Here is a 24,913-nt window from a genome sequence, read left to right on the forward strand (position 1 = left end):
GGCGACAGCTGCACCGTGACCATCGCGCACAGCCGCACCAAGGATCTGCCCGACGTGGTGCGCCGCGCCGATATCGTTGTGGCCGCCGTTGGCCGCCCCGAAATGGTGCCCGGCGACTGGATCAAGGAAGGGGCGACCGTCATCGACGTGGGCATCAACCGCATTGATGCGCCCGAAAAAGGTGAAGGCAAGAACAAACTGGTCGGCGACGTCGATTATGCCAGCGCCGCAGCACGCGCCGGCGCCATCACCCCGGTCCCCGGCGGCGTAGGCCCCATGACCATCGCCTGCCTGCTGGCCAACACACTCACCGCCGCCTGCCGCGCAAACAAACTCCCAGAACCAGAAGGCCTCACAGCCTGAGCATACCGTTGGGGCGCAAAAAATGCGCCTCAACGAAACCGGTAAATTGTCCAAGCGCCAAATTTGACCATGATGTCAACGGGCTAAAATTCCCCCCTTTAAGGTTTGAATGTCTGAATGGGGCGTGGTAGCCGGGATATCCCAGCCGTTTACAGTTTGTGAATGTTAGCTTTCCGGGGCTTTTGGCTGGGTCCCTGAAAGTGGTTTTTGATATGGTATGACTTCAAAGCTAAGACCCATCTTAAGCCTGTGCAGCCCACAACGTGTGGTGGCCGGAGCGTTTTTCCTTCCTATGCTGGCTTACGCTTTTCCGCCGTTCCAGATGTCTGATTTGCCGTTTGTCATAAGGTTCTTGTTTTGGTTCGGAGTGATGGGCATCGCTGTGACGTCGACCTGGATGGCACGAAGGCTGATCCGCGAAACCGGGACTGTTCTGAACCTGCCAGTGCGTGACCTGGCAATCGCCCTGTTTGTTTTGCTGTTGTTTATCCCGTCCCTTTGGTTGCTGGCCGTGGTTCTGTTTTCCATTGGGGGCCACTCCGCACCCGGCATCCCGCGGGTTATTGGGTATAGCGCCTTGTTTACCGCTGGCCTGGTTCTGACCAGTCGGGCGGAACCCAAAAGCGCTCCACCATCATCCCCGGCACCGCGGCTTGCGCGACGGTTGCCTGCGTCTTTTCAGGGACAGATTTATCGCCTGAGCTCGCGCAATCACTATGTGGATGTGGTCACATCATTGGGCACCTTTGCGATCCGGTTACGGCTCTCTGATGCGGTTGGGGAAATGGAGCCCTTGCGCGGGCATTGTGCGCACCGGTCCCATTGGATCGTGGATGACGCAGTCATAGGCACTGAGAAGGTGGCCGACAGAATCTATTTGAAGCTGGTGAACGGTGACTTGATACCTGTTAGCCGTAAGTACAAGCCGATGCTTGAGGACGACGGGTTGATATGATCTCAGCGTGGCATTGGGATGATTTGTGGATGAGGGCCGGTCAGGATGGCCATTGCCCGGTCGCTCATCAAGTCACTTAGAACTTTCTCGGAACTTCGCAGCCCGCCTGTATAGGTGCCATAGGCCGGTAGGATAAGCCTTGAATTATCCAGCAAAAAAACCGGGCGTGTGATCGTCCGACCGCGTGCCCTGATGCGGGTCTTGGGATGGTAGTGACCCGAGACTTCACCTTGCGCACCATGTTGGGCGATATGTCGGAAAACCAGCGGACCTACAGCGTATTCCACCAGATGTATTCCGCCCAGATCTAATGGACCTGGGTCGTGGTTTCCTTCGATCCAAATCCATTGCCGGCCTGCTTGCAGGGCCGTCAACGAAAGCTTCTCGGCGGTGCCCAACGCCGCCAAAGCATCCAAATCGTCAAAGCTGTCGCCCAGGCAAATGACAATTTGCGCGCCGGTTCTGTCGATGTCGGCTGCCAGCCGGGTCAGAGTGTCCTGACTGTCATAGGGCGGCAAAGAGGGACCACCGCGTCGCGCCATACGTTCCGATTTGCCAAGATGCAGATCGCTGACGCATAACAGGTTCCGGCTTGGCCACCACAACGCACCAGTTCCCAGAGCGCGCAGGTCTTGTTCAGCAAAGGAAAACGCCAACTCGTTCATGGTACGTTCTTTGCCTGTTTTGATCCTTGGCGCAAGCTGAATTACTTCGCGTCTAGTCCCGCAGCCTGTAGCAACCGGGCGCTTTCCTCGGCCAACAGGCGTTCTTCGGCGGCACCTTTGACCGGTACTTTGCCAACCTCCAGAAACAACGGCGCGGCGAGGGGAGAGACCCGATCCAGCCGAACCAGATCTATCCGGTCACCAATTCGTTCAATCATTGTCTCGATACGTCCAAAATCCACTAGTCCGCGCATTGCTTCCTCGCGGGTGATCTGCATCAGAAGGTGGTTGGGGTCATATTTCAGCAGCGTGTCGTAAAGAATATCCGAAGAAAACGTAGCCTGACGCCCGCTTTTGCGTTGCCCGCCTGTATTGCGCTCGATCAGGCCTGCAATGGTGGCTGAGGCGCGAAAGGTTCGTTTCATGACAGCGTTGCCCGCCAGCCATGTCTCAAGCCCGTCACGCAGTTCGTCCAGTTGGAACAGAGGGCTTGGGTCGGTCACAGCATCCAATCCCCAAATCAGCGTCGCATAGTCGGTGGCAACAAAACCAAGCGGCTCCAACCCGGTTTCCTCCATCCGTTTGGTCAATAAAAGCCCAAGGGTCTGTTGCGCATTGCGCCCAGCGAAGCCGTAAACACACAGGTGTTCACGACCGTCATTGGGAAAACTTTCGATCAGCAAGCGATCCCGTTGAGGCAATCGGGACATATCCCGCTGCAACGCTAACCATTCGGCCGTGTGAGCAGGTAGTTGTGGCCAGTCTGGCTGTGCGAACATGCGCAGGATACGGTCGCTGAGTTGGGTCGAGGTCGCGAACTTGGTGCCCGAGAACGTGGCGATTTTGGGTTTCTTGTCGGCCCGACGGCTGACTTCCACCACCATTTCGCGCAGCCCCTCGTACCGTACGATCTGTCCGCCGATCAGGAACGTATCTCCGGGCGTCAGAGAGGCTGCAAATGCCTCCTCGACCTCACCCAGCGGTTTGCCCCCGCGATTGCGCTTTAAGCGGACTTTCAGCGTGTCTGTGTCCTGTATTGTGCCCAGGTTCATGCGAATACGCTGTGCTGTCCGTGGGTCTCTTAGCTGCCATTTCCCGTCCGGCCGCTGCAACAGCCGCTGCCAGCGATCATAGGCGCGCAGCGCGTAGCCGCCGGTTGCACAAAAGTCCACACAAGCGTCGAATTCAGCGCGGTTGAGATCAGAATATGGCCCTGCTGCCGTCATTTCGGTGAACAGGGCTTCTGCATCGAACGGACCTGCCGCAGCGGCGATGAGCATATGCTGGCACAAGACGTCCCTTGGGCCCGGTCCGCGCGGTTCGCCATCCAGATCATGGGCCTTTGCCGCCTCCAACGCGGCGACGCACTCGACCACTTCAAACCGGTTCGCTGGCACTAATAGGGCTTTGGACGGGGCGTTGTAACGGTGGTTGGCACGACCAATGCGCTGAACCAGACGTTTGACGTTCTTGGGCGCGCCAATCTGGATCACCAGATCCACATCGCCCCAGTCGATGCCCAGATCCAGACTGCCGGTGCAAACAATGGCGCGTAGGTCACCGCGGACCATTGCAGCCTCGACCCGTTCGCGCTGTTGCCGATCCAGGCTGCCGTGGTGAATGCCAATGGGCAGCCCGTCATCATTAGCAAGCCAAATGTTGTGAAAGAATATTTCGGCCTGCGCGCGGGTGTTGTGAAAGATAAGCGTGGTTTTGTGTTGTTTGATCTGATCCAGCACCGCAGGGATCGAATAGGCCGCCCCTCCACCGGACCAGGGCGGCATCTCTTGCGTCTCAAGCATTTGGATATCGGGGTCGGGGCCGGGATCAGCCTGAATGATCTTGCAAGGATCGGGGTGGCGGGCCAAAAACTGCGCGATGGCATCGGGGTCTTCGACTGTGGCCGACAGGCCAACGCGTCGCAGGTCAGGGCACAAGCTCTGCAAACGGGCCAGCGCCAACATCAACTGATCGCCTCGTTTGCTTTCGGCCAAGGCGTGGATTTCGTCCACGATCACGCGTTGGACGCCTGCAAACATCCGCGGGGCGTCTTCGTACGACGTCAGTAAGGCCAGGCTTTCAGGCGTGGTCAGCAGGATGTGCGGAGGGTCCACGCGCTGACGTTTCTTTTGCGTGGCCGAGGTATCGCCTGTTCGGTCTTCGATGCGGATGGGCAGGCCAATATCGTCCGCCGGGCCGCGCAGGTTGCGGCGGATATCGGCGGCCAAAGCCTTGAGTGGGGAAACATAGAGAGTGTGCAGGCCGGGGCGATCATTTTCCGCCAGTTCGGCCAGTGTCGGCAGGAAACCGGCCATCGTTTTGCCACCGCCGGTCGGCGCAATGAGCAAAGTTGCCGGGTCCGCAGCCCGGTCAAACATCTCTTGCTGATGTGGATGGATGGACCAGCCTTTGGCGTCAAACCAATCCGTGATCCGGGGGGGAATCTGCGTCATGAACGCAGACTACCCGGCCCGTCCCGGAAATGGCACGGCGTTAATTTACGATTATCTCGTCTTTGACGAACATGTTGGCCCAGGCCCTGTCGATCAAGTCGGGGCTCATCTGATAGGGGATGCCCTCAAATTCGCAGATCGAGATCATCTGGTCGATCAGGAAGATCGGTTGATAGTTGGCATAGACGTTGTTGATGGTCGGGTATTTGACCTTAAGCAAATGCACCAGAGCGGATTCATCCAGCGGCATGCCGCGTTTCCGCGCCACCATTGCAAAGATTTTTAGGAAGTCTTCTTGAACGGGACCACCGATCTTGATCTTGAAGAAGATCCGGCGCAGGGCCGCTTGGTCGAATATCTCATTTGGGTGGAAGTTGGTCGAGAAGATAACCAGTGTGTCAAAAGGCACTTCGAACTTTTCGCCAGACTGCAGGCCAAGAATGTCCTTGTTCTCTTCCAAAGGAACAATCCAGCGGTTGATCAGCGCCTGTGGCGGTTCCTGCTGACGACCAAGGTCGTCCACGATGAAGATGCCTCCGGTTGATTTCAGCTGCAGTGGCGCCTGATAGGTACGTGCAGTCGGGTTGTAGACCAGATCCAGCATTGAAAGCGAAAGTTCACCACCCGTTACCACGGTCGGGCGTTCGCACTGAACATAGCGGGTGTCGAACCGCTTGCGGCGGCGCAGGCTGTTGGGGTCATCCGCCTCTTGCTCGATCGCTGTGTGGACGATCGGATCATAGACCGTGATGACCTGACCTGCATACTCGATGGCACGGGGAACATAGACGTTGTCCCCCAGCGCGTCGCGAATACCGTTCGAGATTGAGGATTTACCGTTACCCGGAGGGCCATACATCAAAATTGACCGGCCGGCGCTGACTGCGGGGCCCAGGTGGTCCAGTAGGCTGTCGGGCAGAACAAGATGTCCCATCGCACCAGTTAGCTGATCACGGGTCACCTGAATATTTCGGATTGACTGACGCTTGACCTGTTCCCGGTATACGTCCAGCGGAACCGGCATAGCGCCGAAGTATTCAGATTGGCTCAGCGCGTCCAGTGCACGGGCTTTGCCGGCATCGGTAAGCTGATAGCCCATCTCGTTGCCACTGTTGGCGTTTAGTGTGCCCGTCGCTTCGAGCAGTTTCTGTTCGCGTGCAATGTCTACAAGTTCTTGCGTGACGGCACCCGGCAAACAGATCGCTTCCGCGATTTCCGTGACCGTATCCACGTTCTTTCGGAATATCGTCTTAAGCAGAATGTCCCGCATCATCACGATGGGCAGTTTCATTTCGGCCATACCCTTGGGGGCAGGGGGGGCCATAACCGAGGTCGTCTGCATATTCATGAGCGTTGCCCGTCTATCCACTAATCACGCCAAAAGCCCCACACGGGCCACTTGCATAAAATCTTAACCTGATTTGTGTCAGCACCAAGGCACTGAAAAGGCGGACTGATGATAGTTTATGAGCCGGAAACAGTTCCGAAAATCAGATAGATCGCCAAGCTGGCCCCCAGTGGAAAACCCATCGGAAAATGCTTGCCCCGATCCCAGCTTTCCCAATCCGGGGCGATTGCCCTAAGGCGCGTGTGCTTAGCTAGCCTGTGCGTCACATATGCGCCAAGCATGGCACAAGTGGCGATCAGCGTCGCAAGCAGATAGTCACCAGCCCAGACAAAGGCCGAGGCGGCAGCCAGGAACTTGGCATCACCTGCCCCCATGACGCCAGCCGCATTGAACAGGATGCCAAAAAACAGAACGACCACGATGTGCAACAATTGCCATAGATAGGGCGGAAGTGTCAGGGTAATCGGCCCTACGCCTCCGGTCGTCCACTCGGTGGCCCAGGGTGGCAGCACAAATAATCCGACAATGGCAAAAACCACAGCCAGAGCAATCACGGCGTGATTTTTGATCAGCATGCTACGCAGATCGGTGAACGCCACGTAAAAGCAGATCGGCAACACAAACGGCAAAAACCACGCGGCTGCCGTCGCAGGGATATTCATGGATCAGGCCTCTTCAAGCGCGCGAAGCGATCGAACGGCTTCCTCATAATGCTGGGGATGGGTTGCGATGGCTTCGCGGAACAGGTTCTTAGCCGTTGTTATGTCGCCTTGTTTTATCGCAGAAATACCCATTGTATTCAGCAGCATGGCCCGCTCAACCTGCGTCAGAGGAACAACGGGCATATTATAGTTTCCCTGTGCGGCCCTGGCCAACACTAGGTTGTTCTTGGCGGTGAACAGCGATTTGTCCTGACGGATTGCTTCGGAAAACAATCTTTCGGCATCGGCGTAGTCACCGCGCGACAGCTTGGAGTAGCCCCAGTTGTTCATAACGCTGCCAGGGCGCGTGGTCAGACCGACGGCTGTTTCGTAAAAGTGATCCGCGCGTTTCCAGTCTTTGCTGGAGTCTGCGACGACAGCCTCAAGACGGTAACGTTGGAACGTTTCATAGGTTGGAGGAACGGAATCCAGCGTCGACTTGGCTGTTGACCAGTCACCTGCGCGGACCGAAGCGGCGGCGTATTCGACCCGGTCGACGTTGCTTGCGCCCTTCATCGAGGTCACTTTTTTCCACGCCGAAGCGGCCTCGGTCGTGCGTTTAGCGCGCGTAAGAGAAATCGCGAGGCCCCGTTGCAGGTCGATCCGGCCTGGGTTTTTTGCGGCGGCCCCTTTGAAATAGGTCACAGCCTCGTTTGGGTCAGCCGCGGTCAGAAGAACCTCGTTCAGGTTGGTTTCGTCAATGACGTTCACCTCCTGATAGGTGCGTTCGACCTTTTCTTCTTCGGTTTCTTTCTCGCAGGCGGACAGGACCATCCCGCAGATCACCATCGTCGGAATCAAGAATTGTTGGCGCATTTTTTGCGTCCCTTACTGCTCTTGCCAATGTTACGGGAGCTTGCGCAGCATGAATTGCCCGTCGCCTTGCTGCTCCAGTTTATATTCTTGTTTTTCCGGGTTAGTATTAACAGGATTTTCCATTTTTGCGAGTGCTAAGCGCAGATTGTCCAAAATTGCGTCACTTTCGCCATTGTCCAAAGCAAAGGCGCGCCTGAACATCTGCTCTGCCTCGGGGTATTCGGCCTTTTCCATCAGCACAACACCCAGATTATTCCACGCGATGGGCCAGTCGGGTTCATCCTCTATCGCGCGGCGCAGCAGTTCTTCTGCTTGCCCCAAACGCCTGAGACCCAGATTTGCGGTGCCCATCGAAGTCAGGAGTTCCGTTGTCATCCCCTGATCCAGCGCGGCGCGGGAAAAGGATGTCAGCGCCAATTCATATTCGCCCGATGCCATCAGTCGGTTTCCAACCGTAATCGGGTCAACAGCTTCGGCTTTGGCGTCAACGCCCGGAGCGTCCAGACCGTTTGAAAGGCTAGTTTCTGTACAAGAGGCCACCATGGCAAGAACCAAGGTGGCCTGAAACATGTGGCGTAACCTGAACCGGATACACCTGAAGTTAAATGTCATCGGGATGCTATCCCCCGCTTGCAAAGTCTGCGATGCCTTTTGCCGAGGGGCCGACCAGAATGACCAGCAACGGCGGCACCGTCAGCATCATTGTGGCAAGTGTCATTTTGGTTGGCAACTTATTCGCGGCTTCTTCGGCGCGCATCACCCGCTTGTCACGCATTTCACCGGCATAAACCCGCAGGGCTTCGGCGATTGATGTACCAAATGTGGCCGACTGGATCATAACAGTCACGAACGAGCTAACGTCCTGAACGCCGCAACGTGTGCCAAAGTCTCTGAGAACGCTGTCCCTGTCCTTACCTGCCTTCAATTCGTGCGCGACAACTTCGAACTCCAAGGCAATATCCGGGTATGAGACCTTCATCTCTGCTGCGACCCGAACGATTGCCTGATCCAGTGACTGACCCGCTTCTACGCACACCAGCATCAGGTCCAGAGTATCAGGAAACCCTGCGACGATGGCTTCTTCTCGCTCGGCTACGCGCCGCGTGATCCAATAGCGGGGGAGGAAATAGAATGCACATGCCGGGATCAAGACGCGGGTGGCCGTTTGGGTCGGTGTGAATTCCTGACCACCGGAAAAAACCGTGACTAACAGAACACCAATCGCCACACCGACCAAACCAAGAGCAAATTGGGCAAAGTGGAAAAAGCGGACTGCGTCCTTGGACTGATATCCCGCCTGGCGCAGCTTGAGTTCCATCGCGGAAAGCTCTTCCTGATTCTGCGGTTCCAGGAAGTTCGCGAATTTCTGAAGCTGCTCGTTGCGACTGGCTTGTCGCAGTTTGTCCTTGTTGCCTTTCTTGCTGTCCTTGGGTGCCGCATTTGAACGCTGCAGTTTCTTGAGAGGGTCCTCTGGCTGGTTCAGCATCAGTGGCAAAGCCACCAGGATCATAAACAACCCCAGAACACCGACTACGATAAGTGGTCCGAACGGCCCCAAATGCTCGGTCAGGACTGCATTGATTTGGGTCAGAAATTCCATACTCAAGCCCTCAGACTTTGATATTCGTAAGAATGCGCATGACGATCAGGTTCAGTGTCAGCATAATGCCAACAAAGAAACACATCGGAATGAACAACTCGTGGTCAACAACGTCGTCGTAGTAACCCGGATCTTTCACCAAAATGAACAGCAGGCAGAAAAGGGGGAAGCCAGACAGGAACTTGCCGGACCATTTGGCTTCGGCTGTGATCGCCTTAACGCGGCGGAACAGGCGGAACCGAGCACGAATAACCTGGGCCAGACCCGCCAAAATCTCGGCCAGGTTGCCACCGGCCTGTTGCTGGATGCCGACAGCGACAGACAAAAAACGCAGATCCTGCATTCCCAAACGTTCGGCCATGTCCTTCAGGGCGTCACCCACGTCACGACCATAGGCGCATTCGTCAGCAATCACGCCAAATTCCGTTCCAAGAGGATCCTGTACCTCATTCGCAACAATCTGAATTGTCGAGACAAATGGGTTGCCAACGCGAAGAGAGCGCACCATCAACTCAACGGCGTCGGGCAGTTGTTCTTCCATCAAACCCATGCGTTTCGAAGCTTTGTGATTCACCCAAGCATAGACACCACCGACGCCAATCCCGATCGAAAGCGCAATCCGCAAAACGATCTCGGTTCCTGTGCCGATGCTCAAGCCTACATAGGCAAATCCAGAAACCAGCATCATGATCATGATCAATTGGCGAGGTGAAAAGGCGATAGCAGCTTTTTGTGCCTTGTCGGCCAAAAGCGAATAGAGCGGGATGCTCTGGGATTTCATATGCTGCTGCATTTCCTTGCGCAGCTGTTCTAGAACCTGTTCGCGTCCGACGCCTTTTTCAAGCATATCCAGACGCCGGTTCACACGGCTGTTCAGGCTGATGGACTTGCCAAATGCCACAAGATAGATGCCCTCGACCAGGAGAAGAACTCCGACGAAGATCACAACATAGATAAGAGCCTCTACGGGCAGTTGCATATCCGGATCTCCTTAGACGGTCGTAGGTTCGTAGATGGATGACGGTAGATCAAAGCCCCACAGACGGAAGCGTTCGGAATAGTGGCTGCGCACTCCGGTCGCGGTGAAATGGCCAATGATCTTGTTGTCCGGCGTCAGACCAACGCGTTGAAACTTGAAAATTTCCTGCATCGAAATCACGTCACCTTCCATCCCTGTAATCTCGGTGATCGAGGTCATCCGACGCGAGCCGTCCTGCAAGCGGCTGGCCTGAACGATCAGGTTCACAGCTGATGAGATTTGGCTGCGGACCGCTTTGAGAGGCATCTCGATTCCGGCCATTGCGATCATGTTTTCGAGACGCGAAATCCCGTCACGGGCCGAGTTGGCGTGGATCGTGGTCATCGAACCGTCGTGGCCGGTGTTCATAGCCTGCAGCATGTCGATCACCTCGGCACCACGCGTCTCGCCCACGATGATGCGGTCAGGGCGCATACGAAGGGCGTTTTTTAGACAGTCACGCGGGCTGACTTCGCCTTTGCCTTCCACGTTAGGAGGGCGGCTTTCCATCCGGCCTACATGGGTCTGCTGCAGCTGAAGTTCCGCCGTATCCTCGATGGTCAGGATGCGTTCGGCGTCATCAATAAAGCTGGACAAAGCATTCAGCGTTGTCGTCTTACCCGAGCCTGTACCGCCCGAGACGATGATGTTCAGACGCGTAGAAACAGCTGCCTGCAAATAGGCGGCCATTTCCTCTGTAAAGGCACCGAAATTGACCAGATCATCAATGGCCAGCTTGTCTTTTTTGAACTTACGAATGGAAACCAGAGACCCGTCTACGGCGATAGGCGGCACCATTGCGTTGAAACGCGAACCGTCAGCCAGACGCGCGTCAACATAAGGGTTGGATTCATCGACACGACGACCCACGGCGGATACGATCTTGTCGATGATCCGCATCAGGTGCTTTTCGTCCTTGAATGTGATGTCGCTGATTTCAAGCTTGCCGTAACGCTCAACAAAAATCTGCTGAGGGCCGTTTACCAAGATATCGTTGACGCTGTCGTCTTGAAGAAGCGTCTCAAGGGGCCCCAGACCAGTGACTTCGTCATACAGTTCTTTGTTTAACTGTGACCGGTCTTCGCGGTTCAGAACGATATCACGGGATTCAAGGATTTCGCTCGAGATTGCGCTGATTTCCGCCCGAAGTTCAGATTCTCCGGCCTTTTCAAGTGCCGCAAGATTCAGGTTTTCCAACAGTTCCCGGTGCATCTCGATCTTGATTTCACCCAGGCGCTCTTTGCGCTTGCGATCCCGGTCCGAGCCGACTGGTTCAGCGGCCTTCTTTTGAATTGGACGGCGGGCGACGGCGCTGTCGGTGGATGCTTTTTTCGGAGCAGGCGTTTGTGCCGCAGCCTCGGGCGTTGGAGCAACCTCGACCGGCTGCGCTGCTGGCTGCTTCTTGTATCTTGAAAACACGGCGACTACCCCTCTGAAATACAGTTACGCGGCCTCGGCGCTGCTGCTGCCCAAACTGTGAAGCGATTTTGCAAGTTTTGCGATTTCCCGACGTAGCGGGTTTTTGGCGGCGGATTTGGCCAGCGGCAATCCGTGATCACCGCTTTGCATGACGGGTTTGCCACCATCCGGCAATTGCAGGTCAATTGAAATGCCCAGGCTTTCGCCCATGCGCTTGACCCGGCCTTTGCCATTCAAGTCAGTGAATTTTGGGGCACGGTTCAGAGCGAACCGAAGTTTGTTGAACGGCAGTTCCTCGGCCTGGAGGGCGCGTTTCAACCGCAACGCGTTCTGAGCGGATCGCATGTCCAGCTCGATCATGGCAAAATACACGTGCGCAGCCTGAAGAACCGTTTCCGACCAATGAACAAGGGTCGTCGGCATGTCGACGACCACGTAGTCGAATTTCCTGCGGGCTATTTCGATGACGCGCTCGATGTCTTCGGGGGTGATCAGGTCCAATGGAACCATATCAGACGGTGCAGTCAGGACCTCAAGCTTTTCCTCATAGGTTTGAAGGGCCTGCGAGAAAACATCGTCATCCATTGAAGTTGTGTCCGACAGCATCTCAAATACGGTTTCGCGTCGAGGAAGGTCCAGATATGTCGACACGCTGCCATATTGCAGATCCAGGTCGATGACGCACACAGAAGGTGCCTCTTTGTCTGACGCAGTTGCCAGCTCCCAGGCGAGATTGACCGCCATAGTCGTTGATCCCACGCCGCCTGCCAGCCCATGGACAACAAACAGCGCGCCTTCTTTCGAATCACCGTGAGCGACTGGAGCTGTTGTAACTGCCGTCGCTACTACCGGATCGGGTTTGTTCATGCGCTCGATGGCTTCCTGCAGCTCTCCTTCGGGAAGAGGGTAGGGGACAAACTCGTCCGCGCCCTTACGAAGCAACTGGTGCAGAGATGCAGGTGTTACGTCTTCGGCGATCAGAACGATCTTGATCTTTTTTTCTTTGGCCTGCGAGATGATCTCACCCATCAGGGAAAGGTTGTCTTCATCTTCTCCGTCAATGGCAAGCGCAACGAATTCAAGGCTTTCCGCCTCTGGTTGGCTGAAAAATGCCAAGGCTTCGGCAAAGCCAAGGTCGCCCCAACGTTCGCCCAAAATGGTTTCCATGTCCTCGATCAGAAGATCAAAGTTTTGGACGTCACGGCTGATCGTGCAGGCCAGAATGGCAGTTCCGTCATCATGCGTTTTGGCGCTTGTCATTCACACAATCCTCGTCGTCTGGGCCTGCTCGCTGCCCGAACGTGTCTGGTTCGGTTCAGTTCGCTGTTGCCCGGTCGCGGCCAATTCGGGCCGCACTTCACCTAATTGTTGAAAAGATGGCTTGGAACTTAGGCAAGAATTTGACGCAAAAGAACCAATTGTAGGGAAATGGGCGACGATGCCGCCCATTTCTTATAGATTATTCACCGCCGCTGCCGCCAGCATCTTCGCGCTGGATGTAGCTCGCTCTCGTGGCGCTATCGACGTATTCGCGATATATAATCTGGGCGTATTTGCCATCCAGCACCAGCGGGTTGCGATCCAAAAAGCCCGACACTTCCGTCACAGTACGTCTGTTGCGGCGATCTCGGTTCGGAGTGTCGATCAGAGGCCGCGTTTTCCCAAAGGAAACAACAGCTTCCAAGCGCGACCGTGAGATTCCTTGCTGCGTCAGGAATGCAACGGCTGCGTTTGCACGACGTTGCCCAAGCGACTGGTTATACCCGGTAGAGCCGACGGCATCAGTATGGCCGTAAACGCGGAACCGCACTTCGGGGAACTGCTTGATCCATGCCGCTTGCCGCAACAAGACCTGCTGCGCCTGAGCGTCCAGCTGAGAACTATTAAACGCAAAATTGATCTGGGTCGGTACTTCTGCAGCGAACCGCCGACCCAGGATTTGGGCGTATGTCAGTTCACCGTTCATGACCTGAACGTTGTTTAGGGTTGCGTTGCCAAAGGCGCCTTGGTCGATTTCGTATCCGGCCTCACGTGTACACGCGGCCACGGCAACCGACAGACCCAGTGTGATGATCCACTTCTGCATTGGTCCTATCCTCTCAATCATTCCAGGATGTAGCCGTATGAGCTGCCAAAGTCCTGTTTGGCGACTTCAGACGCGCCACCCGAACCAACGCGAGTGGTCCGCGCCGTTTTTCCATTCAGGAACAAGTCAAACTCGGTAGGCGGTTTGACGCGGTCTGTCGGCAGGGCCAGAGCTTCACCACGGGTGGGTGACACCAGATGTGCGGTGACGATGACGACAAGTTCAGTTTGTTGACGCTGATATTCCGCGCTGCGGAACAATGCACCCAGCACAGGGATGTCGCCGACCCATGGCACTTGGCTGTTCAGGTCCGCGAAGTTGTCCTGAATCAACCCTGCAATCGCAAAGCTCTCTCCGTCCCGCAATTCAACTGTCGTCTTTGTCTGACGGGCAATGAATGTCGGCACGTTGTTGCCTGCAATCGTAAAGTTGGAGTTCGGGTCAATAGTTGAGACCGATGTTCCCAACTCGAGGTTGATCAGATCACCATCCACTACGCGAGGCGTAAAGAGAACCTGTACACCGAAATTCCGATATTCGATTGCAATGTTGCCGTCGTCCGCAGGAACTGGAATTGGGACTTGGCCACCTGCCAGGAATTCGGCTTCCTGACCCGAAAGGGCTGACAAATTGGGCTCCGCAAGAGTGCGAGCAAGTCCCTTGGTTTCAAGCGCTTCCAACAACAAACGTACTTGCGTGGAACCTGCACCAAAGCCAAACAGGATCGCACCCGTGTTCGTCTGTTGGATGGGAATGTTGTTGTTCAGTGCGTTAGCCAACGCGCCAGCGTTGTTCAACGTGTTGAAGCCGCCCGTTGTGTCGCCGCCGCCAAAGCCCAACGATGCGGTCAGGCTCTTTGCAACGGATCGGTTCATTTCGGCAAAGCGAACTTTCAGCATGACCTGCTGAACGCCGCCAACGGACATCAGGTTCGACACCCGCTCGGGCGCGTAACGTTCTGCAAGTTCCAGAGCACGGGCCAATTTAGCCGAGCTGGAGATTGTGCCAGAAAGAACGATGCCGTCGTTGGCAGTACGCACTTCGATTGGCTCGCTCGGCAGAATCTGCCGCAATCTCTCTTTGAATTCGGACACATCCGGCGATACACGGACCCGAACATTGGCCAGCAAGTTGCCAGCCCCATCGAACAAAGTCAGCGTGGTCAGGCCAGGTGCCTTACCCAATACATAGATGGTACGATCAGAAAGCGACGAAATGTCAGCGATGCCTGCGTTGGCGATGCTGAGTTCCGCAAATGGTGTTTCGCTTTCAACGACAATTGCGCGGTTCATCGGAACGTCCAGCGTTTCCGCCGTACCGTTCTTAACCACGCGAAGTGTTTCAGCCTGGACAGCAGTGCTGGCCGAACTGATAACTAACGCCAACCCCAGAAGGGTTGCGTTGAACCAAGATATTATTTTCATGTGACCTGCCTCTCCGATCACGCCTCGTTTTAGGTCTAACGCCTTATGTGTGACAACCCTGCGCGAATTACGATTTTATTGCAATAATCAATGGTTTCTGGAATTTTCCTTATGTGGGTAATGCGCAACAATCGAAACGGAACAAGCCGCGCTGATGGCGCGGCTTGCGGCTTTAACGTTTTGATTTTACGCTAGTTTGTGCAGGGTGTTACTATTCCTGTATCGACGATCTCGCCGCCGCGGCGCGCTTTGACTGTGCAAACCCTTTTCTGGACTTTGACTGGTGCGGGTGCTGCTTCTTCGATTCCCAGCAGTTTTCTTTGGTCGACTTCAATCGCTGTTGCTATGGTCTCATCTTGGGCACCGACCAGCGCCAGTGACAACCGCCCGGTGTTCTGTGCCTGGGCGAGCGCGGCGACCTGTTCCGGGGTAATGGCAACCGTAACCGTCCTGGCAATAGTTGTGCCGGTTACGTCCGATCCTGCGGTCTGATCAATTGCGATCAGTTCGATGTTGGTCTGGATAAGACGTGTGATCTCTCCCTCGCCGCCAGTACCTCTTAGGGATCCGGTCCAGTAAACGTCGACGTTATCGCCTGGGCGCAGGAAGCCAGATACACCAGATGCAACATCTACGCTAATTGCGAAAGCGCGCATGCCTTTCTCAAGACGTGACGTCAGGCCAGCCGACTCGCCGGGTTGGGTAACTTTGACTTCCAAAAGGGCTTCGTCTTTTTCGATTGCACGAAGGATAAACCGGTCGCCTCTCCCATCTTCTGGAAACAAAATGGCCATGTCCGAAAAAGTCCCTTCGGGAATCGCGTCCTCAGGCCACTGCACGATGCGCACATCTTCCGGCGCAAGACGCTCCCCGTACTTCACGGCCCGGTTTAGGACCGTGACAGAGACTGTTGGAATGGTCTTAACATTTGCGAGCGCGTTTTGAGTTGCCAGTCTTTCCCGTTCAAGCTCCGCTTGAGTTTGACTGATGTAATCCCGCGCCATGTAGACGGCACCGCCGGCCAGGGCGACCCCGATAATCAGGACAAGTCCAAATACTAAACGCATTCGCGTCCCCTCGTATCATTCTATTCCAGTTTTTTCGCCATAGGCTCTACGACGAAGATCAACTTTGATTAAAGAGAGATTGTGTCGAAAAGGGGGACAATATTTGAAATTTTTTGCGTCCATTTGTTTTTTTGGACATTTAGGCAATTGCGACTTCACGAATCCGGAGCGTCGAAACGCACGGAAATTTCGTCCGCAACATCGATCCCACTAAGGGCTGCACCTGATCTGGCATCCAGGTCTCGGACCGGTTGATGAAATACAACGAAAACACCAGCGGCAATTCCCACGATTGCGGCTGTCAAAACAACCCAGTCAACCGTCACGGCCCCGTCTTCAAACTTGCTGAATACGCATATTCTTTTGAGCATATTGTTTCCAATTTTGGGCCATGAATGATTTCGGGGCCGGGTCAAACAACCCGGCCCCGAAAAAGAAAGTCAAAGTGACAATTTGTTTAGCCGCCGCTGGTTGAGCCGCCCGGGGTGACTGGGATGACGTCTGCTGTAGCTGTCGCCGCGCCTTGTAGGGCTGCGCCAACTTCGTTCGAAACTGCCTGAGTGCCGTTACCAATTTGGGTGTAGGCGACAGATGCCAAGCCAACGATTGCTGCGGTCAGAACGACCCAGTCTACTGTTACGGCGCCGTCTTCATCTTTGCGGAAGTTCTTGATGAACTTGATCATGTTACGTCCCTCCTAAAGGATCAAAAAAGTCAATTAAACCTCGGCGTCTATCAGAGCTTTCTCTCTCAGTCCGCTCCCGATCGTCTCGGTATGGCACTATGATTGACCGCTGTGCGTGGCAGGAATTGGGCCAAACCCTATTTTTTTTTGACGAAGTTTAACTTTTTGGTAGTTATTTTTCTAAGCTATTGAAAAAAAACAGTAAAAAATCGCATCTCGCAGAGGTTGCCCGTTCGCCCCGATGCAAATTTGCGGCAAATGAGGCGAATTTGCCCCATTTCACGTGGTTTTTCTGGCCTTACGGGCAGATTCGAGGTTCAAATCAACCAAAAGAAAAACATGAGGCAGGCAAATGAATCTCCGGCTCGCAATGACTTGCGCCGGTTTGGCGGCGTTGATGCTGTCTGGCCCTGTGCCAGTCGTGGCAAACGAGGTTGAGCCAAGAGGCGTCTACAAAAGGGTCAAGGCCCCTAAGCCCGGCACACGACCGCGCGTCACGGTCCAGATCACGCCCGATGAGCATGCGAAGACCCCGTCTGCCCCTAGTACAGGCGTAGAATTAGTCGAACCTGAAATCATTGCGCGCACGCGTGTCGTACCGCCAACTCTTCCCGGTGCGGGAAAAAAACCGGTTGGCTCATACAAGGCTTTCTGGGAAAGGGTGTCGCCGTCCTTGGCCGAGGCCGGGTCGGGACGACTGCATGATGCGATGAATGCGCTGGCTGCGATCAATGTCGCGGCACCCCGTTTACAGACCCTGCAAAACATCGCCCAAAGGCGCCGTGTGGATATTCTGCGCTCGACCGTTGGAACAAATGTTTCACCGGCATTGGTTCTGGCGGTAATTTCCGTTGAGTCCGCTGGGCGCACCGACGCTGTAAGCTCGGCCGGGGCACAGGGGTTGATGCAACTGATGCCTGCAACCGCCAAACGGTTTGGGGTTCAGGACAGTACGCAGCCGTCGCAAAACATCGCGGGCGGTGTGAAGTACCTGAACTGGCTGATGGAAGAATTCGGGAACGACCCGATCCTCGTCCTTGCGGGGTATAACGCCGGGGAAGGGGCCGTACGTAAGCACGAGGGTGTCCCACCTTACGCAGAGACCCGTGACTACATACCCAAGGTTCTTGCAGCGTTTCAGGTGGCGCGGGCGTTGTGTTCGACACCGCCTCAGTTGATTACGGATGGGTGTGTATTCCAATCGCTGAACTGAAAATGGCCCACCCGAAACGGTGGGCCTTTTCATTGGTGTGAATTAGTTGACGATGTTGGCTTCGGTCGCGGCGCGGATCTCGTCTTCGGTCACGCCTTCGGCGATCTCGATGATCTTCAGGCCGCCATCAACCACGTCCAGAACGCCAAGGTTGGTGATAATGCGATTCACCACCTTCTTGCCGGTCAGGGGCAGGGTGCACTTCTTCAGCAGCTTGGACTTGCCGTGCTTGTTGGTGTGATCCATCACGACGATCACGCGACGAACACCTGCAACCAGGTCCATCGCGCCACCCATGCCCTTCACCAGCACGCCCGGAATCATCCAGTTTGCCAGATCGCCTTCTTCATCGACCTCCATCGCGCCCAAAACGGCGGCCGCAATCTTACCGCCGCGGATCATGGCGAACGATGTGGCACTGTCGAAATAGGCGGTGCGGGACAGTTCCGTGATCGTCTGCTTGCCAGCGTTGATCAGATCCGGGTCTTCTTCGCCTTCAAAGGGGAAGGGGCCCATGCCAAGCATTCCGTTCTCGGATTGCAGGGTGATGTCCTTGTCGCCCACATAGTTTGCCACCAGCGTCGGAATACCGATGCCGAGGTTTACATACATGCCGTCTTCCAGCTCTTGCGCCGCACGTGCGGCCATCTGATTGCGATCCCAGGGCATTATGCTTCCTCCTTCTTACGGGTGGTGCGTTGTTCGATGCGCTTTTCATGCTGACCCTGAATGATGCGATGCACATAGATGCCGGGCAGGTGGATCATATCGGGGTCCAGCGAACCACGCGGCACGATTTCCTCGACCTCGGCGATGCAGATCTTGCCACAGGTCGCAGCAGGTACGTTAAAGTTGCGCGCGGTCTTGCGGAAGATCAGGTTGCCGGTGTCATCGGCTTTCCAGGCTTTGACGATGGCCAGATCGGCAAAGATGCCTTCTTCCAAGATGTAAGTCTCGCCATTGAAGTCTTTGTGCTCTTTGCCTTCGGCGATCACGGTGCCCACACCGGTTTTGGTGTAGAACCCGGGGATGCCTGCGCCACCTGCACGCATACGCTCGGCCAGAGTTCCTTGTGGGTTGAATTCCAGCTCCAGCTCTCCGGCCAGATATTGGCGCATGAACTCGGCGTTTTCACCGACGTAAGAGCTGATCATCTTTTTGACCTGCTTGGTCTGCAGCAGGATGCCGATACCGAAATCGTCGACGCCGGCGTTGTTCGAAGCAAACGTCAGATCTTGAGCGCCCGAGTTCTTGATCGCCTCAAGCAGCAGTTCGGGAATACCGCACAGGCCAAAACCGCCTGCCGCGATCATCATGCCGTCCGAAATCACTCCATCGAGTGCCTCGGTGGCATTGGCATAGACTTTCTTCATGGAAAACTCCCCCAATGACATGGTGATGGCGCAGGTTGTGCCGCCACGTCACGGGGAAGTCAATGAAACCAAGGGGTGGGTGGTATTTCTACCTAACCCCCTGTCAGGTGGCCGCCTTTTTGGTTGTTTTCTTAGCCGCAGCTTTCTTTTTAGGGGCCGCTTTTTTCTTGGTGCCCTTTTTGGCTGCGCGTTCGTTGACCAGTTCGATGGCCATTTCCTGTGTCACGTCCTCGGGCTTGATATCTTTGGGAATGGTCGCGTTGACCTTTTCCCATTTCACGTATGGCCCATAACGCCCATCCAGAACCTGCATCGCGCCGCCATCTGGATGCTCGCCCAATTCCTTCAACGCCTTGGCCGCTGCGCGACGGCCACGCCCGGGGTTGGCACGCTTTTCGGCCAGCAACTCGACAGCGCGGTTCATGCCGATCTCAAACACGTCGTTGGGGTCTTTGAGGTTGGCGTAGACCGGCTTGGCCTCATCTGCCGACTGATGCATCAGATATGGACCAAACCGCCCGAAATTCGAACTGATCATGCCACCATCTGGATGCTCACCAATCTGACGGGGTAAGGACAACAGCGTCAGCGCCTTGTCCAGATCAATGTCATCCTTGCTCCAGCCACGCGGCAGAGACGCACGCGGGGGTTTCTTGTTCTCGGGCGTCGGTTCGCCGCGCTGAACATAGGGGCCAAAGCGGCCGGACTTCAGCCAGATATCTTCCCCTGCATCTTCGCCCAGAAGACGTTCCTCGCCTTCGGCACCTTCGCCGGCGATGGGGCGGGTATAGGTGCATTCAGGATAGTTTCCACACCCAACGAACCCGCCGGTTCGCGATGTTTTCAGGTGCAATTGACCCATTCCGCATTTCGGACAGACACGCGGGTCCGAGCCGTCTTCACGCGGCGGATAAAGCTGCGGCGCCAGGGCTTCGTCGAGTTTGTCCAGAACCTCGGAGATCCGCAATTCGGACGTCTCGCCGATAGCAGCCGAGAAATCGCGCCAGAACTTGCTCAGCAACTCCTTGTAGTCACGCCCACCGGCGCTGACGTCGTCCAATTGTTCTTCCAGATTGGCGGTGAACTCATACCCCACGTACTGCCGGAAGAAGTTCAGCAGGAAGATCGTAACGATCCGGCCCTTCTCCTCTGGGATCAGCCGGTTCTTGTCTTTGCGCACATATTCCCGGTCCTGAATCGTGGTCACGATCGAGGCATAGGTCGACGGTCGCCCGATCCCCAGCTCTTCCATCCGCTTGACCAGCGTAGCCTCGGTGTAGCGCGGCGGCGGTTGAGTGTGGTGCTGCAGGGCCAGTACAGATTCGTTCTCGGACAGAATGGCCTCTTTCGCGGCTTTTTCAGTGCCCTCGCTGGTCGCTTTGGTGAACTGATCGCGCAGGGATGTTTTGGCAAACCGAGCTGGATCGCCCTGCATGATTTGCGGCAGGCGCTTTTCATCATCATCGGCCACGTCGTCGCGGCCTTCTTCATAAACGCGCATGAACCCGTCGAACAGAACAACCTGACCGGTGGCGCGCAGGCCGACCTGGCCGTCATCGCTGCCAATCTCGACCGTCGTGCGCTCCAGCCGGGCCGCAGCCATCTGGCAGGCAATGGTACGTTTCCAGATCAGGTCGTACAGCTTGCGCTGATCCTCATCTGTGACTTTCAGGGCCTTGGTATCGCGGGACATATCCGTCGGGCGGATACATTCGTGCGCTTCCTGGGCGTTCTTGGCCTTGTTTTTATAGATACGTGGGCTGTCCGGCACGTATTCTGCACCGTAACGGTCGGCGATCGTTTCGCGGGTGGCCGCCACGGCCTCGGGCGCCATGTCGATGCCGTCGGTCCGCATATATGTGATGTAGCCGGCCTCGTAGAGGCGTTGAGCAACCTGCATCGCGTGACGCGCGCCCATTCCGAACTTGCGGCTTGCTTCCTGCTGCAAGGTAGAGGTCATGAAGGGCGCACTGGGGTTGCGCGCGGCGGGCTTGGCCTCGACCGAAGTAACGCTCAGCGCGCGGCTGGTGATGGCCTGCACCGCCAGTTCGGCCTGCGTGGCGTTGGCCAGATCATGTTTGTCCAGTTTCTTACCGGCCAGCGTGACCAGGCGTGCCTCATAAGTCTGGCCGCGCGGTGTTTCGAACACAGCCTTCACAGACCAATATTCAACCGGCTTGAATGCTTCTATCTCCATTTCGCGCTCGACGATCAGGCGCAGACAGACTGACTGAACGCGACCGGCAGACTTCGCGCCGGGCAGCTTGCGCCACAGAACCGGTGACAAGTTGAAACCCACAAGATAGTCCAGCGCGCGGCGGGCCAGATAGGCCTCGACCAAAGGCATGTCGACTTGGCGCGGGTTCTGCATCGCCTCGGTCACCGCATCCTTCGTGATCGCGTTGAAGGTCACGCGGCTGACGGGCGTGTCTTTCTTGATCGAGCGGCGCTTGGTCAGGGCTTCTTGCAGGTGCCAGCTGATGGCCTCACCCTCACGATCAGGGTCAGTCGCGAGAATCAGAGCGTTGTCTTCTTTCAGCGCATCGGCGATGGCTTTGACATGTTTGCGGCTGTCGTTGCCGACCTCCCATTTCATCTCAAATTCATGCTCGGTATCGACGGATCCGTCCTTGGGCGGCAGGTCCCGGACATGGCCATACGAGGCCAGCACCGTGTAGTCGGGGCCAAGATATTTGTTGATTGTTTTGGCCTTGGCAGGGGATTCTACAACAACTACAGGCATTTAAGGGGAAACCTCGCTCGACGGAATTGGCGCCTTCTATGATCGTGCAAGATGTGGAGGGCAAGGGCGAATTGTCAATGCGTTCCTTTGAACACAGGAATTATGTGGTAATTTCAACCACGTAACCTGTGCATAAAAAGGACTTGGGCAGAAACCAGGCCTCAGCGATGAAGATTATGCTGACAGCGACAGGAGGCCGCCGGGCTGCCGCTGGATCTGTCCCTCGAGTTCCAGATCAATCAATGCGGGCCCGATTTCTTCGGCCGTTGCGGCAATGTCGCGGATCAACTGATCTTCGGCAATTGGCGAGGGGCCCAATCGCGACAGGATTTCACGATGTAACGCGGCCCCTGCGATCACCGGTTTGGCTACAACGTCGGGCACGGCGGGGGTCTCGATCTGACCTGTAAGTGCCCGTTTCGGAAGCGCCTCAATGACGTCTTCGGCGGCTCGCACCAATATCGCGCCGTCCCGGATCAGCATGTTGCACCCGGCAGCGCGTGCATCGAAAGGGTGCCCGGGTACGGCCAGAACCTCGCGCCCCTGATCCAAGGCGTCCCGCGCAGTAATCAGACTGCCGGATTTTGCGGCAGCTTCGACGACGACAACCGCCTGCGCCAGACCTGATATAATCCTGTTTCTGCGCGGGAAGTGCCGGGCCTGCGGTGTGACGCCCATAGGCTGTTCGGAGACACGCAATCCGGTTTGGCCAATCTTTTCCGCCAAAACAGTGTTTTCGGTGGGGTAGACGACATCCACGCCGCCTGCCATCACTGCGACGGTGCCCGTTTCAAGCGCAGCCATATGTGCCGCTGTATCAATGCCGCGTGCCAGGCCGGACGCAACGACATAGCCTTGCTTGCCGAGATCTGTGGCAAGCCCCCGCGCCATCCGCGCCCCCAGGGACGAACAATTCCGCGCGCCGACCAGTGCAATCGACCGGCGCTGCAGCAGAGAATTATCTCCAATCGCCCAAAGCATCGGCGGGGCGTCGGATAGATCGTTCAAGGCATCTGGATAATCGGCGGAGCCAAGGCACAAAAGGTGCGCGTTCGCGGCTTTTGCGGCCTTGAGTTCCGCCTCAATCACGCCGGGGGGGCAAACTTCATACCCATCAATTCCGGCAGCGCGTGCCATTTCCGGCAGCGCGGCCAGCGCGTTCTGCGCCGAGCCATGTTCCCGCAGCAACCGACGAAACGTCGCCGGACCAACCTTGCGAGAGCGCAACAGACGAAGCCAGGAAAACCGATCCTCTTCCGTGGTGGGTGGGAGTGTGGGGTGATAGGAAGAATGCTGCTCTTCGGTCATCCGATGCTCCGCCTGATTGCAGAACTGGTTTACGATTGCCGGGGTTAACAGCTTGTGAATCTCTTCAAATTATCCGGATAATTTTCGGCGCTTATAATTCAGAGTTATCTAGTGCGTTGAAATGTATGAGATAAAAATAACTACCTTCAACGCGGTCGCCTGACAGGATGTTAAGGCGCAGGCGGACTGAAAGCGCAGTGTTAACCCTGCGCTCTCGATTGCCCGCCAAGCGATTCCCGGTTATGCGGCCGATCCGCCGACCGTCAGGCCATCCATCAGAACGGTAGGCTGGCCAACGCCGACCGGCACCCACTGGCCGTCTTTGCCACAGGTGCCCATGCCCGGATCCAGCGCCATGTCGTTGCCCAATCCCCGTATGCGTTTAAGGGCGGATGGGCCATCGCCGATCAGGGTCGCGCCTTTGACGGGTGCCCCGATCTTACCGTTTTCCACGCGGTACGCCTCGGTGCACGAAAACACGAATTTGCCGTTGGTGATATCCACCTGACCGCCGCCGAAACCAACGGCCCAGATACCGTCCTTGATGTCCGCAACCAAAGAGGCCGGATCGGCGCTGCCCCCCAGCATCACCGTGTTCGTCATCCGCGGCATGGGTTTGTGCGCATAGCTTTGCCGCCGCCCGTTTCCGGTGGGGGCCACGCCCATCAGGCGCGCGTTCTGACGATCCTGCATATAGCCGGTCAGGACGCCATCTTCGATTAGAACCGTGCGCGAACTGGGTGTGCCTTCGTCGTCCAAAGAGATCGAGCCGCGACGATCCGGTATCGTGCCGTCATCAACAACGGTCACGCCTTTGGATGCGATCTGCTGTCCCATCAAACCGGCAAAGGCCGAGCTTCCCTTGCGGTTGAAATCCCCCTCCAAACCGTGTCCGATTGCTTCGTGCAACAGGATGCCCGGCCAACCGGGGCCAAGCGCGACCTCCATCACGCCGGCAGGGGCCGGGATCGCGTCGAGATTGACCAAGGCGATCCGCAACGCCTCGCGCGCTTTGTCCTGCCAATCCGACGGATCGATCAGGCCGTCGAGCCCAACGCGCCCGCCACCCCCGGCCGAGCCACTTTCGCGGCGACCGTTCTGTTCGACGATGACCGAGATATTGAGGCGGGTCATTGGCCGCACGTCTCGCATCAGTACGCCGTCCGGGCGCAAAATCTCGACTTCTTGCACGGCTGCGGCGATTGTCGCGCTAACCTGCACGACGCGGGGATCCATGTCGCGGGCATAGGTGTCGATCTCGCGCAGCGTTTCGATCTTGACCGGGAAATCAGCGGATTCAATCGGGTCTTCGTCCGTATAAAGGCGGGTATTGGTGGCGCGGGGACCGTCGGCCAGCGTGCCGCCACCGTCGCCAACAGCCAGGCGCGCGGTCTCGGCTGCCCGCTTCAGCGCCGGAATTGAGACGTCGGTGGAATGCGCATACCCAGCAACTTCGCCCTGCACCGCCCGCAGGCCAAACCCTTCGGATGCGTCATAAGATGCTGTCTTCAAGCGCCCGTCGTCAAAGACCAAAGCCTCGGATTTTCGCCGTTCGACAAACAGCTCTCCGTCTTCTGCCCCACAGGTGGCGGATCGCAAAACCGCAAGCGCCTCGTCATGCGGAATAGCGCTATCAAATGGGCGAAACGGGTCGTTGGACATCTGTTGGGACCTTC

The 24,913-nt window shown here is 56.4% G+C and carries 22 protein-coding genes and 1 pseudogene; 3 read left to right on the forward strand and 20 right to left on the reverse strand.

The window, feature by feature from the left end:
- Both AC2FLA_RS12890 and AC2FLA_RS12895 read left to right on the forward strand, forming a co-directional pair.
- Positions 1–363 (forward strand): annotated as a pseudogene (locus tag AC2FLA_RS12890) (bifunctional methylenetetrahydrofolate dehydrogenase/methenyltetrahydrofolate cyclohydrolase); the annotation flags it as partial.
- Between the two features lie 292 nt (positions 364–655).
- Positions 656–1,318 (forward strand): LytTR family DNA-binding domain-containing protein, encoded by a 663-nt coding sequence (locus tag AC2FLA_RS12895; RefSeq protein ID WP_496722658.1) that lies wholly within the window; start codon positions 656–658, stop codon positions 1,316–1,318.
- A gap of 2 nt (positions 1,319–1,320) precedes the next feature.
- On the opposite strand, the gene pdeM is transcribed toward AC2FLA_RS12895, so the two are convergent.
- From pdeM to AC2FLA_RS12970, 15 genes are all read right to left on the reverse strand, one after another.
- The gene (gene pdeM / locus AC2FLA_RS12900; protein ID WP_496722659.1) at positions 1,321–1,983 is read right to left on the reverse strand and encodes a ligase-associated DNA damage response endonuclease PdeM; all 663 of its coding nucleotides are present in this window, start codon (positions 1,981–1,983) and stop codon (positions 1,321–1,323) included.
- 41 nt (positions 1,984–2,024) lie between these two features.
- The gene (locus AC2FLA_RS12905; protein ID WP_496722661.1) at positions 2,025–4,436 is read right to left on the reverse strand and encodes a ligase-associated DNA damage response DEXH box helicase; all 2,412 of its coding nucleotides are present in this window, start codon (positions 4,434–4,436) and stop codon (positions 2,025–2,027) included.
- Positions 4,437–4,476: 40 nt separating this feature from the next.
- On the reverse strand, positions 4,477–5,784 hold the full coding sequence (locus tag AC2FLA_RS12910) for a DUF8689 domain-containing protein (protein ID WP_108861713.1): 1,308 nt from the start codon (positions 5,782–5,784) through the stop codon (positions 4,477–4,479).
- A 116-nt stretch (positions 5,785–5,900) separates the two neighbouring features.
- A complete protein-coding gene (locus tag AC2FLA_RS12915; protein ID WP_496722662.1) occupies positions 5,901–6,446 on the reverse strand; it encodes a prepilin peptidase in 546 nt (181 codons plus the stop codon).
- A gap of 3 nt (positions 6,447–6,449) precedes the next feature.
- A complete protein-coding gene (locus tag AC2FLA_RS12920; RefSeq protein ID WP_496722663.1) occupies positions 6,450–7,301 on the reverse strand; it encodes a tetratricopeptide repeat protein in 852 nt (283 codons plus the stop codon).
- Between the two features lie 30 nt (positions 7,302–7,331).
- Complete coding sequence (locus tag AC2FLA_RS12925; RefSeq protein WP_496722665.1) at positions 7,332–7,871, reverse strand: tetratricopeptide repeat protein; 540 nt, start codon at positions 7,869–7,871, stop codon at positions 7,332–7,334.
- Positions 7,872–7,920: 49 nt separating this feature from the next.
- Positions 7,921–8,901, reverse strand: a complete 981-nt coding sequence (locus AC2FLA_RS12930) for a type II secretion system F family protein (protein WP_496722667.1) — start codon at positions 8,899–8,901, stop codon at positions 7,921–7,923.
- Between the two features lie 10 nt (positions 8,902–8,911).
- Positions 8,912–9,880 (reverse strand): type II secretion system F family protein, encoded by a 969-nt coding sequence (locus AC2FLA_RS12935; protein WP_496722668.1) that lies wholly within the window; start codon positions 9,878–9,880, stop codon positions 8,912–8,914.
- A gap of 12 nt (positions 9,881–9,892) precedes the next feature.
- Positions 9,893–11,338, reverse strand: coding sequence for a TadA family conjugal transfer-associated ATPase (locus AC2FLA_RS12940; RefSeq protein ID WP_496722669.1), 1,446 nt, complete (start codon positions 11,336–11,338; stop codon positions 9,893–9,895).
- A gap of 24 nt (positions 11,339–11,362) precedes the next feature.
- Positions 11,363–12,598, reverse strand: a complete 1,236-nt coding sequence (locus AC2FLA_RS12945) for a CpaE/TadZ family protein (protein ID WP_496722670.1) — start codon at positions 12,596–12,598, stop codon at positions 11,363–11,365.
- Positions 12,599–12,797: 199 nt separating this feature from the next.
- On the reverse strand, positions 12,798–13,424 hold the full coding sequence (locus AC2FLA_RS12950) for an OmpA family protein (RefSeq protein ID WP_496722672.1): 627 nt from the start codon (positions 13,422–13,424) through the stop codon (positions 12,798–12,800).
- A 17-nt stretch (positions 13,425–13,441) separates the two neighbouring features.
- Positions 13,442–14,848 carry a type II and III secretion system protein family protein gene (locus AC2FLA_RS12955; protein ID WP_496722674.1) on the reverse strand — a complete coding sequence of 469 codons (1,407 nt, stop codon included), beginning with the start codon at positions 14,846–14,848 and terminating at the stop codon, positions 13,442–13,444.
- Between the two features lie 191 nt (positions 14,849–15,039).
- Positions 15,040–15,915, reverse strand: a complete 876-nt coding sequence (gene cpaB / locus AC2FLA_RS12960) for a Flp pilus assembly protein CpaB (protein ID WP_496722676.1) — start codon at positions 15,913–15,915, stop codon at positions 15,040–15,042.
- 155 nt (positions 15,916–16,070) lie between these two features.
- Positions 16,071–16,286, reverse strand: a complete 216-nt coding sequence (locus AC2FLA_RS12965; protein ID WP_496722678.1) for a hypothetical protein — start codon at positions 16,284–16,286, stop codon at positions 16,071–16,073.
- Positions 16,287–16,372: 86 nt separating this feature from the next.
- Positions 16,373–16,600 carry a Flp family type IVb pilin gene (locus tag AC2FLA_RS12970; protein WP_496722679.1) on the reverse strand — a complete coding sequence of 76 codons (228 nt, stop codon included), beginning with the start codon at positions 16,598–16,600 and terminating at the stop codon, positions 16,373–16,375.
- A 352-nt stretch (positions 16,601–16,952) separates the two neighbouring features.
- Here AC2FLA_RS12970 and AC2FLA_RS12975 point away from each other — a divergent pair, with 352 nt between their 5' ends.
- A complete protein-coding gene (locus AC2FLA_RS12975) occupies positions 16,953–17,813 on the forward strand; it encodes a lytic transglycosylase domain-containing protein (RefSeq protein ID WP_496722681.1) in 861 nt (286 codons plus the stop codon).
- A 42-nt stretch (positions 17,814–17,855) separates the two neighbouring features.
- On the opposite strand, the gene AC2FLA_RS12980 is transcribed toward AC2FLA_RS12975, so the two are convergent.
- The 5 genes from AC2FLA_RS12980 to tldD all read right to left on the reverse strand — a co-directional run bounded on the left by AC2FLA_RS12980 (position 17,856) and on the right by tldD (position 24,899).
- Positions 17,856–18,482 carry a CoA transferase subunit B gene (locus tag AC2FLA_RS12980; protein ID WP_058276937.1) on the reverse strand — a complete coding sequence of 209 codons (627 nt, stop codon included), beginning with the start codon at positions 18,480–18,482 and terminating at the stop codon, positions 17,856–17,858.
- Positions 18,482–19,186, reverse strand: a complete 705-nt coding sequence (locus AC2FLA_RS12985) for a CoA transferase subunit A (RefSeq protein ID WP_496722683.1) — start codon at positions 19,184–19,186, stop codon at positions 18,482–18,484. The genes AC2FLA_RS12980 and AC2FLA_RS12985 overlap by 1 nt, the downstream gene beginning before the upstream one ends.
- A 103-nt stretch (positions 19,187–19,289) precedes the next feature.
- Positions 19,290–21,929, reverse strand: a complete 2,640-nt coding sequence (gene topA / locus AC2FLA_RS12990) for a type I DNA topoisomerase (protein ID WP_496722685.1) — start codon at positions 21,927–21,929, stop codon at positions 19,290–19,292.
- Between the two features lie 174 nt (positions 21,930–22,103).
- Positions 22,104–23,237, reverse strand: coding sequence for a DNA-processing protein DprA (dprA, locus tag AC2FLA_RS12995; RefSeq protein ID WP_496722687.1), 1,134 nt, complete (start codon positions 23,235–23,237; stop codon positions 22,104–22,106).
- A gap of 240 nt (positions 23,238–23,477) precedes the next feature.
- The gene (tldD, locus tag AC2FLA_RS13000; protein WP_496722689.1) at positions 23,478–24,899 is read right to left on the reverse strand and encodes a metalloprotease TldD; all 1,422 of its coding nucleotides are present in this window, start codon (positions 24,897–24,899) and stop codon (positions 23,478–23,480) included.
- Positions 24,900–24,913 lie beyond the last annotated feature (14 nt).

Source organism: Ruegeria sp. CDSA033 (genome assembly GCF_059612305.1).

Excerpts from the sequence above, each read along its gene's own strand:
- dprA (WP_496722687.1), bottom strand. The coding sequence starts at position 23,237 with ATGACCGAAGAGCAGCATTCTTCCTATCACCCCACACTCCCACCCACC.
- topA (WP_496722685.1), bottom strand. The coding sequence starts at position 21,929 with ATGCCTGTAGTTGTTGTAGAATCCCCTGCCAAGGCCAAAACAATCAAC.
- AC2FLA_RS12935 (WP_496722668.1), bottom strand. The coding sequence starts at position 9,880 with ATGCAACTGCCCGTAGAGGCTCTTATCTATGTTGTGATCTTCGTCGGA.
- tldD (WP_496722689.1), bottom strand. The coding sequence starts at position 24,899 with ATGTCCAACGACCCGTTTCGCCCATTTGATAGCGCTATTCCGCATGAC.
- AC2FLA_RS12955 (WP_496722674.1), bottom strand. The coding sequence starts at position 14,848 with ATGAAAATAATATCTTGGTTCAACGCAACCCTTCTGGGGTTGGCGTTA.
- AC2FLA_RS12950 (WP_496722672.1), bottom strand. The coding sequence starts at position 13,424 with ATGCAGAAGTGGATCATCACACTGGGTCTGTCGGTTGCCGTGGCCGCG.
- AC2FLA_RS12945 (WP_496722670.1), bottom strand. The coding sequence starts at position 12,598 with ATGACAAGCGCCAAAACGCATGATGACGGAACTGCCATTCTGGCCTGC.
- AC2FLA_RS12930 (WP_496722667.1), bottom strand. The coding sequence starts at position 8,901 with ATGGAATTTCTGACCCAAATCAATGCAGTCCTGACCGAGCATTTGGGG.
- AC2FLA_RS12970 (WP_496722679.1), bottom strand. The coding sequence starts at position 16,600 with ATGATCAAGTTCATCAAGAACTTCCGCAAAGATGAAGACGGCGCCGTA.
- AC2FLA_RS12920 (WP_496722663.1), bottom strand. The coding sequence starts at position 7,301 with ATGCGCCAACAATTCTTGATTCCGACGATGGTGATCTGCGGGATGGTC.
- AC2FLA_RS12895 (WP_496722658.1), top strand. The coding sequence starts at position 656 with ATGCTGGCTTACGCTTTTCCGCCGTTCCAGATGTCTGATTTGCCGTTT.
- AC2FLA_RS12905 (WP_496722661.1), bottom strand. The coding sequence starts at position 4,436 with ATGACGCAGATTCCCCCCCGGATCACGGATTGGTTTGACGCCAAAGGC.
- cpaB (WP_496722676.1), bottom strand. The coding sequence starts at position 15,915 with ATGCGTTTAGTATTTGGACTTGTCCTGATTATCGGGGTCGCCCTGGCC.
- AC2FLA_RS12985 (WP_496722683.1), bottom strand. The coding sequence starts at position 19,186 with ATGAAGAAAGTCTATGCCAATGCCACCGAGGCACTCGATGGAGTGATT.
- AC2FLA_RS12980 (WP_058276937.1), bottom strand. The coding sequence starts at position 18,482 with ATGCCCTGGGATCGCAATCAGATGGCCGCACGTGCGGCGCAAGAGCTG.
- AC2FLA_RS12915 (WP_496722662.1), bottom strand. The coding sequence starts at position 6,446 with ATGAATATCCCTGCGACGGCAGCCGCGTGGTTTTTGCCGTTTGTGTTG.
- AC2FLA_RS12925 (WP_496722665.1), bottom strand. The coding sequence starts at position 7,871 with ATGTTTCAGGCCACCTTGGTTCTTGCCATGGTGGCCTCTTGTACAGAA.
- AC2FLA_RS12975 (WP_496722681.1), top strand. The coding sequence starts at position 16,953 with ATGAATCTCCGGCTCGCAATGACTTGCGCCGGTTTGGCGGCGTTGATG.
- AC2FLA_RS12965 (WP_496722678.1), bottom strand. The coding sequence starts at position 16,286 with ATGCTCAAAAGAATATGCGTATTCAGCAAGTTTGAAGACGGGGCCGTG.
- AC2FLA_RS12910 (WP_108861713.1), bottom strand. The coding sequence starts at position 5,784 with ATGAATATGCAGACGACCTCGGTTATGGCCCCCCCTGCCCCCAAGGGT.
- pdeM (WP_496722659.1), bottom strand. The coding sequence starts at position 1,983 with ATGAACGAGTTGGCGTTTTCCTTTGCTGAACAAGACCTGCGCGCTCTG.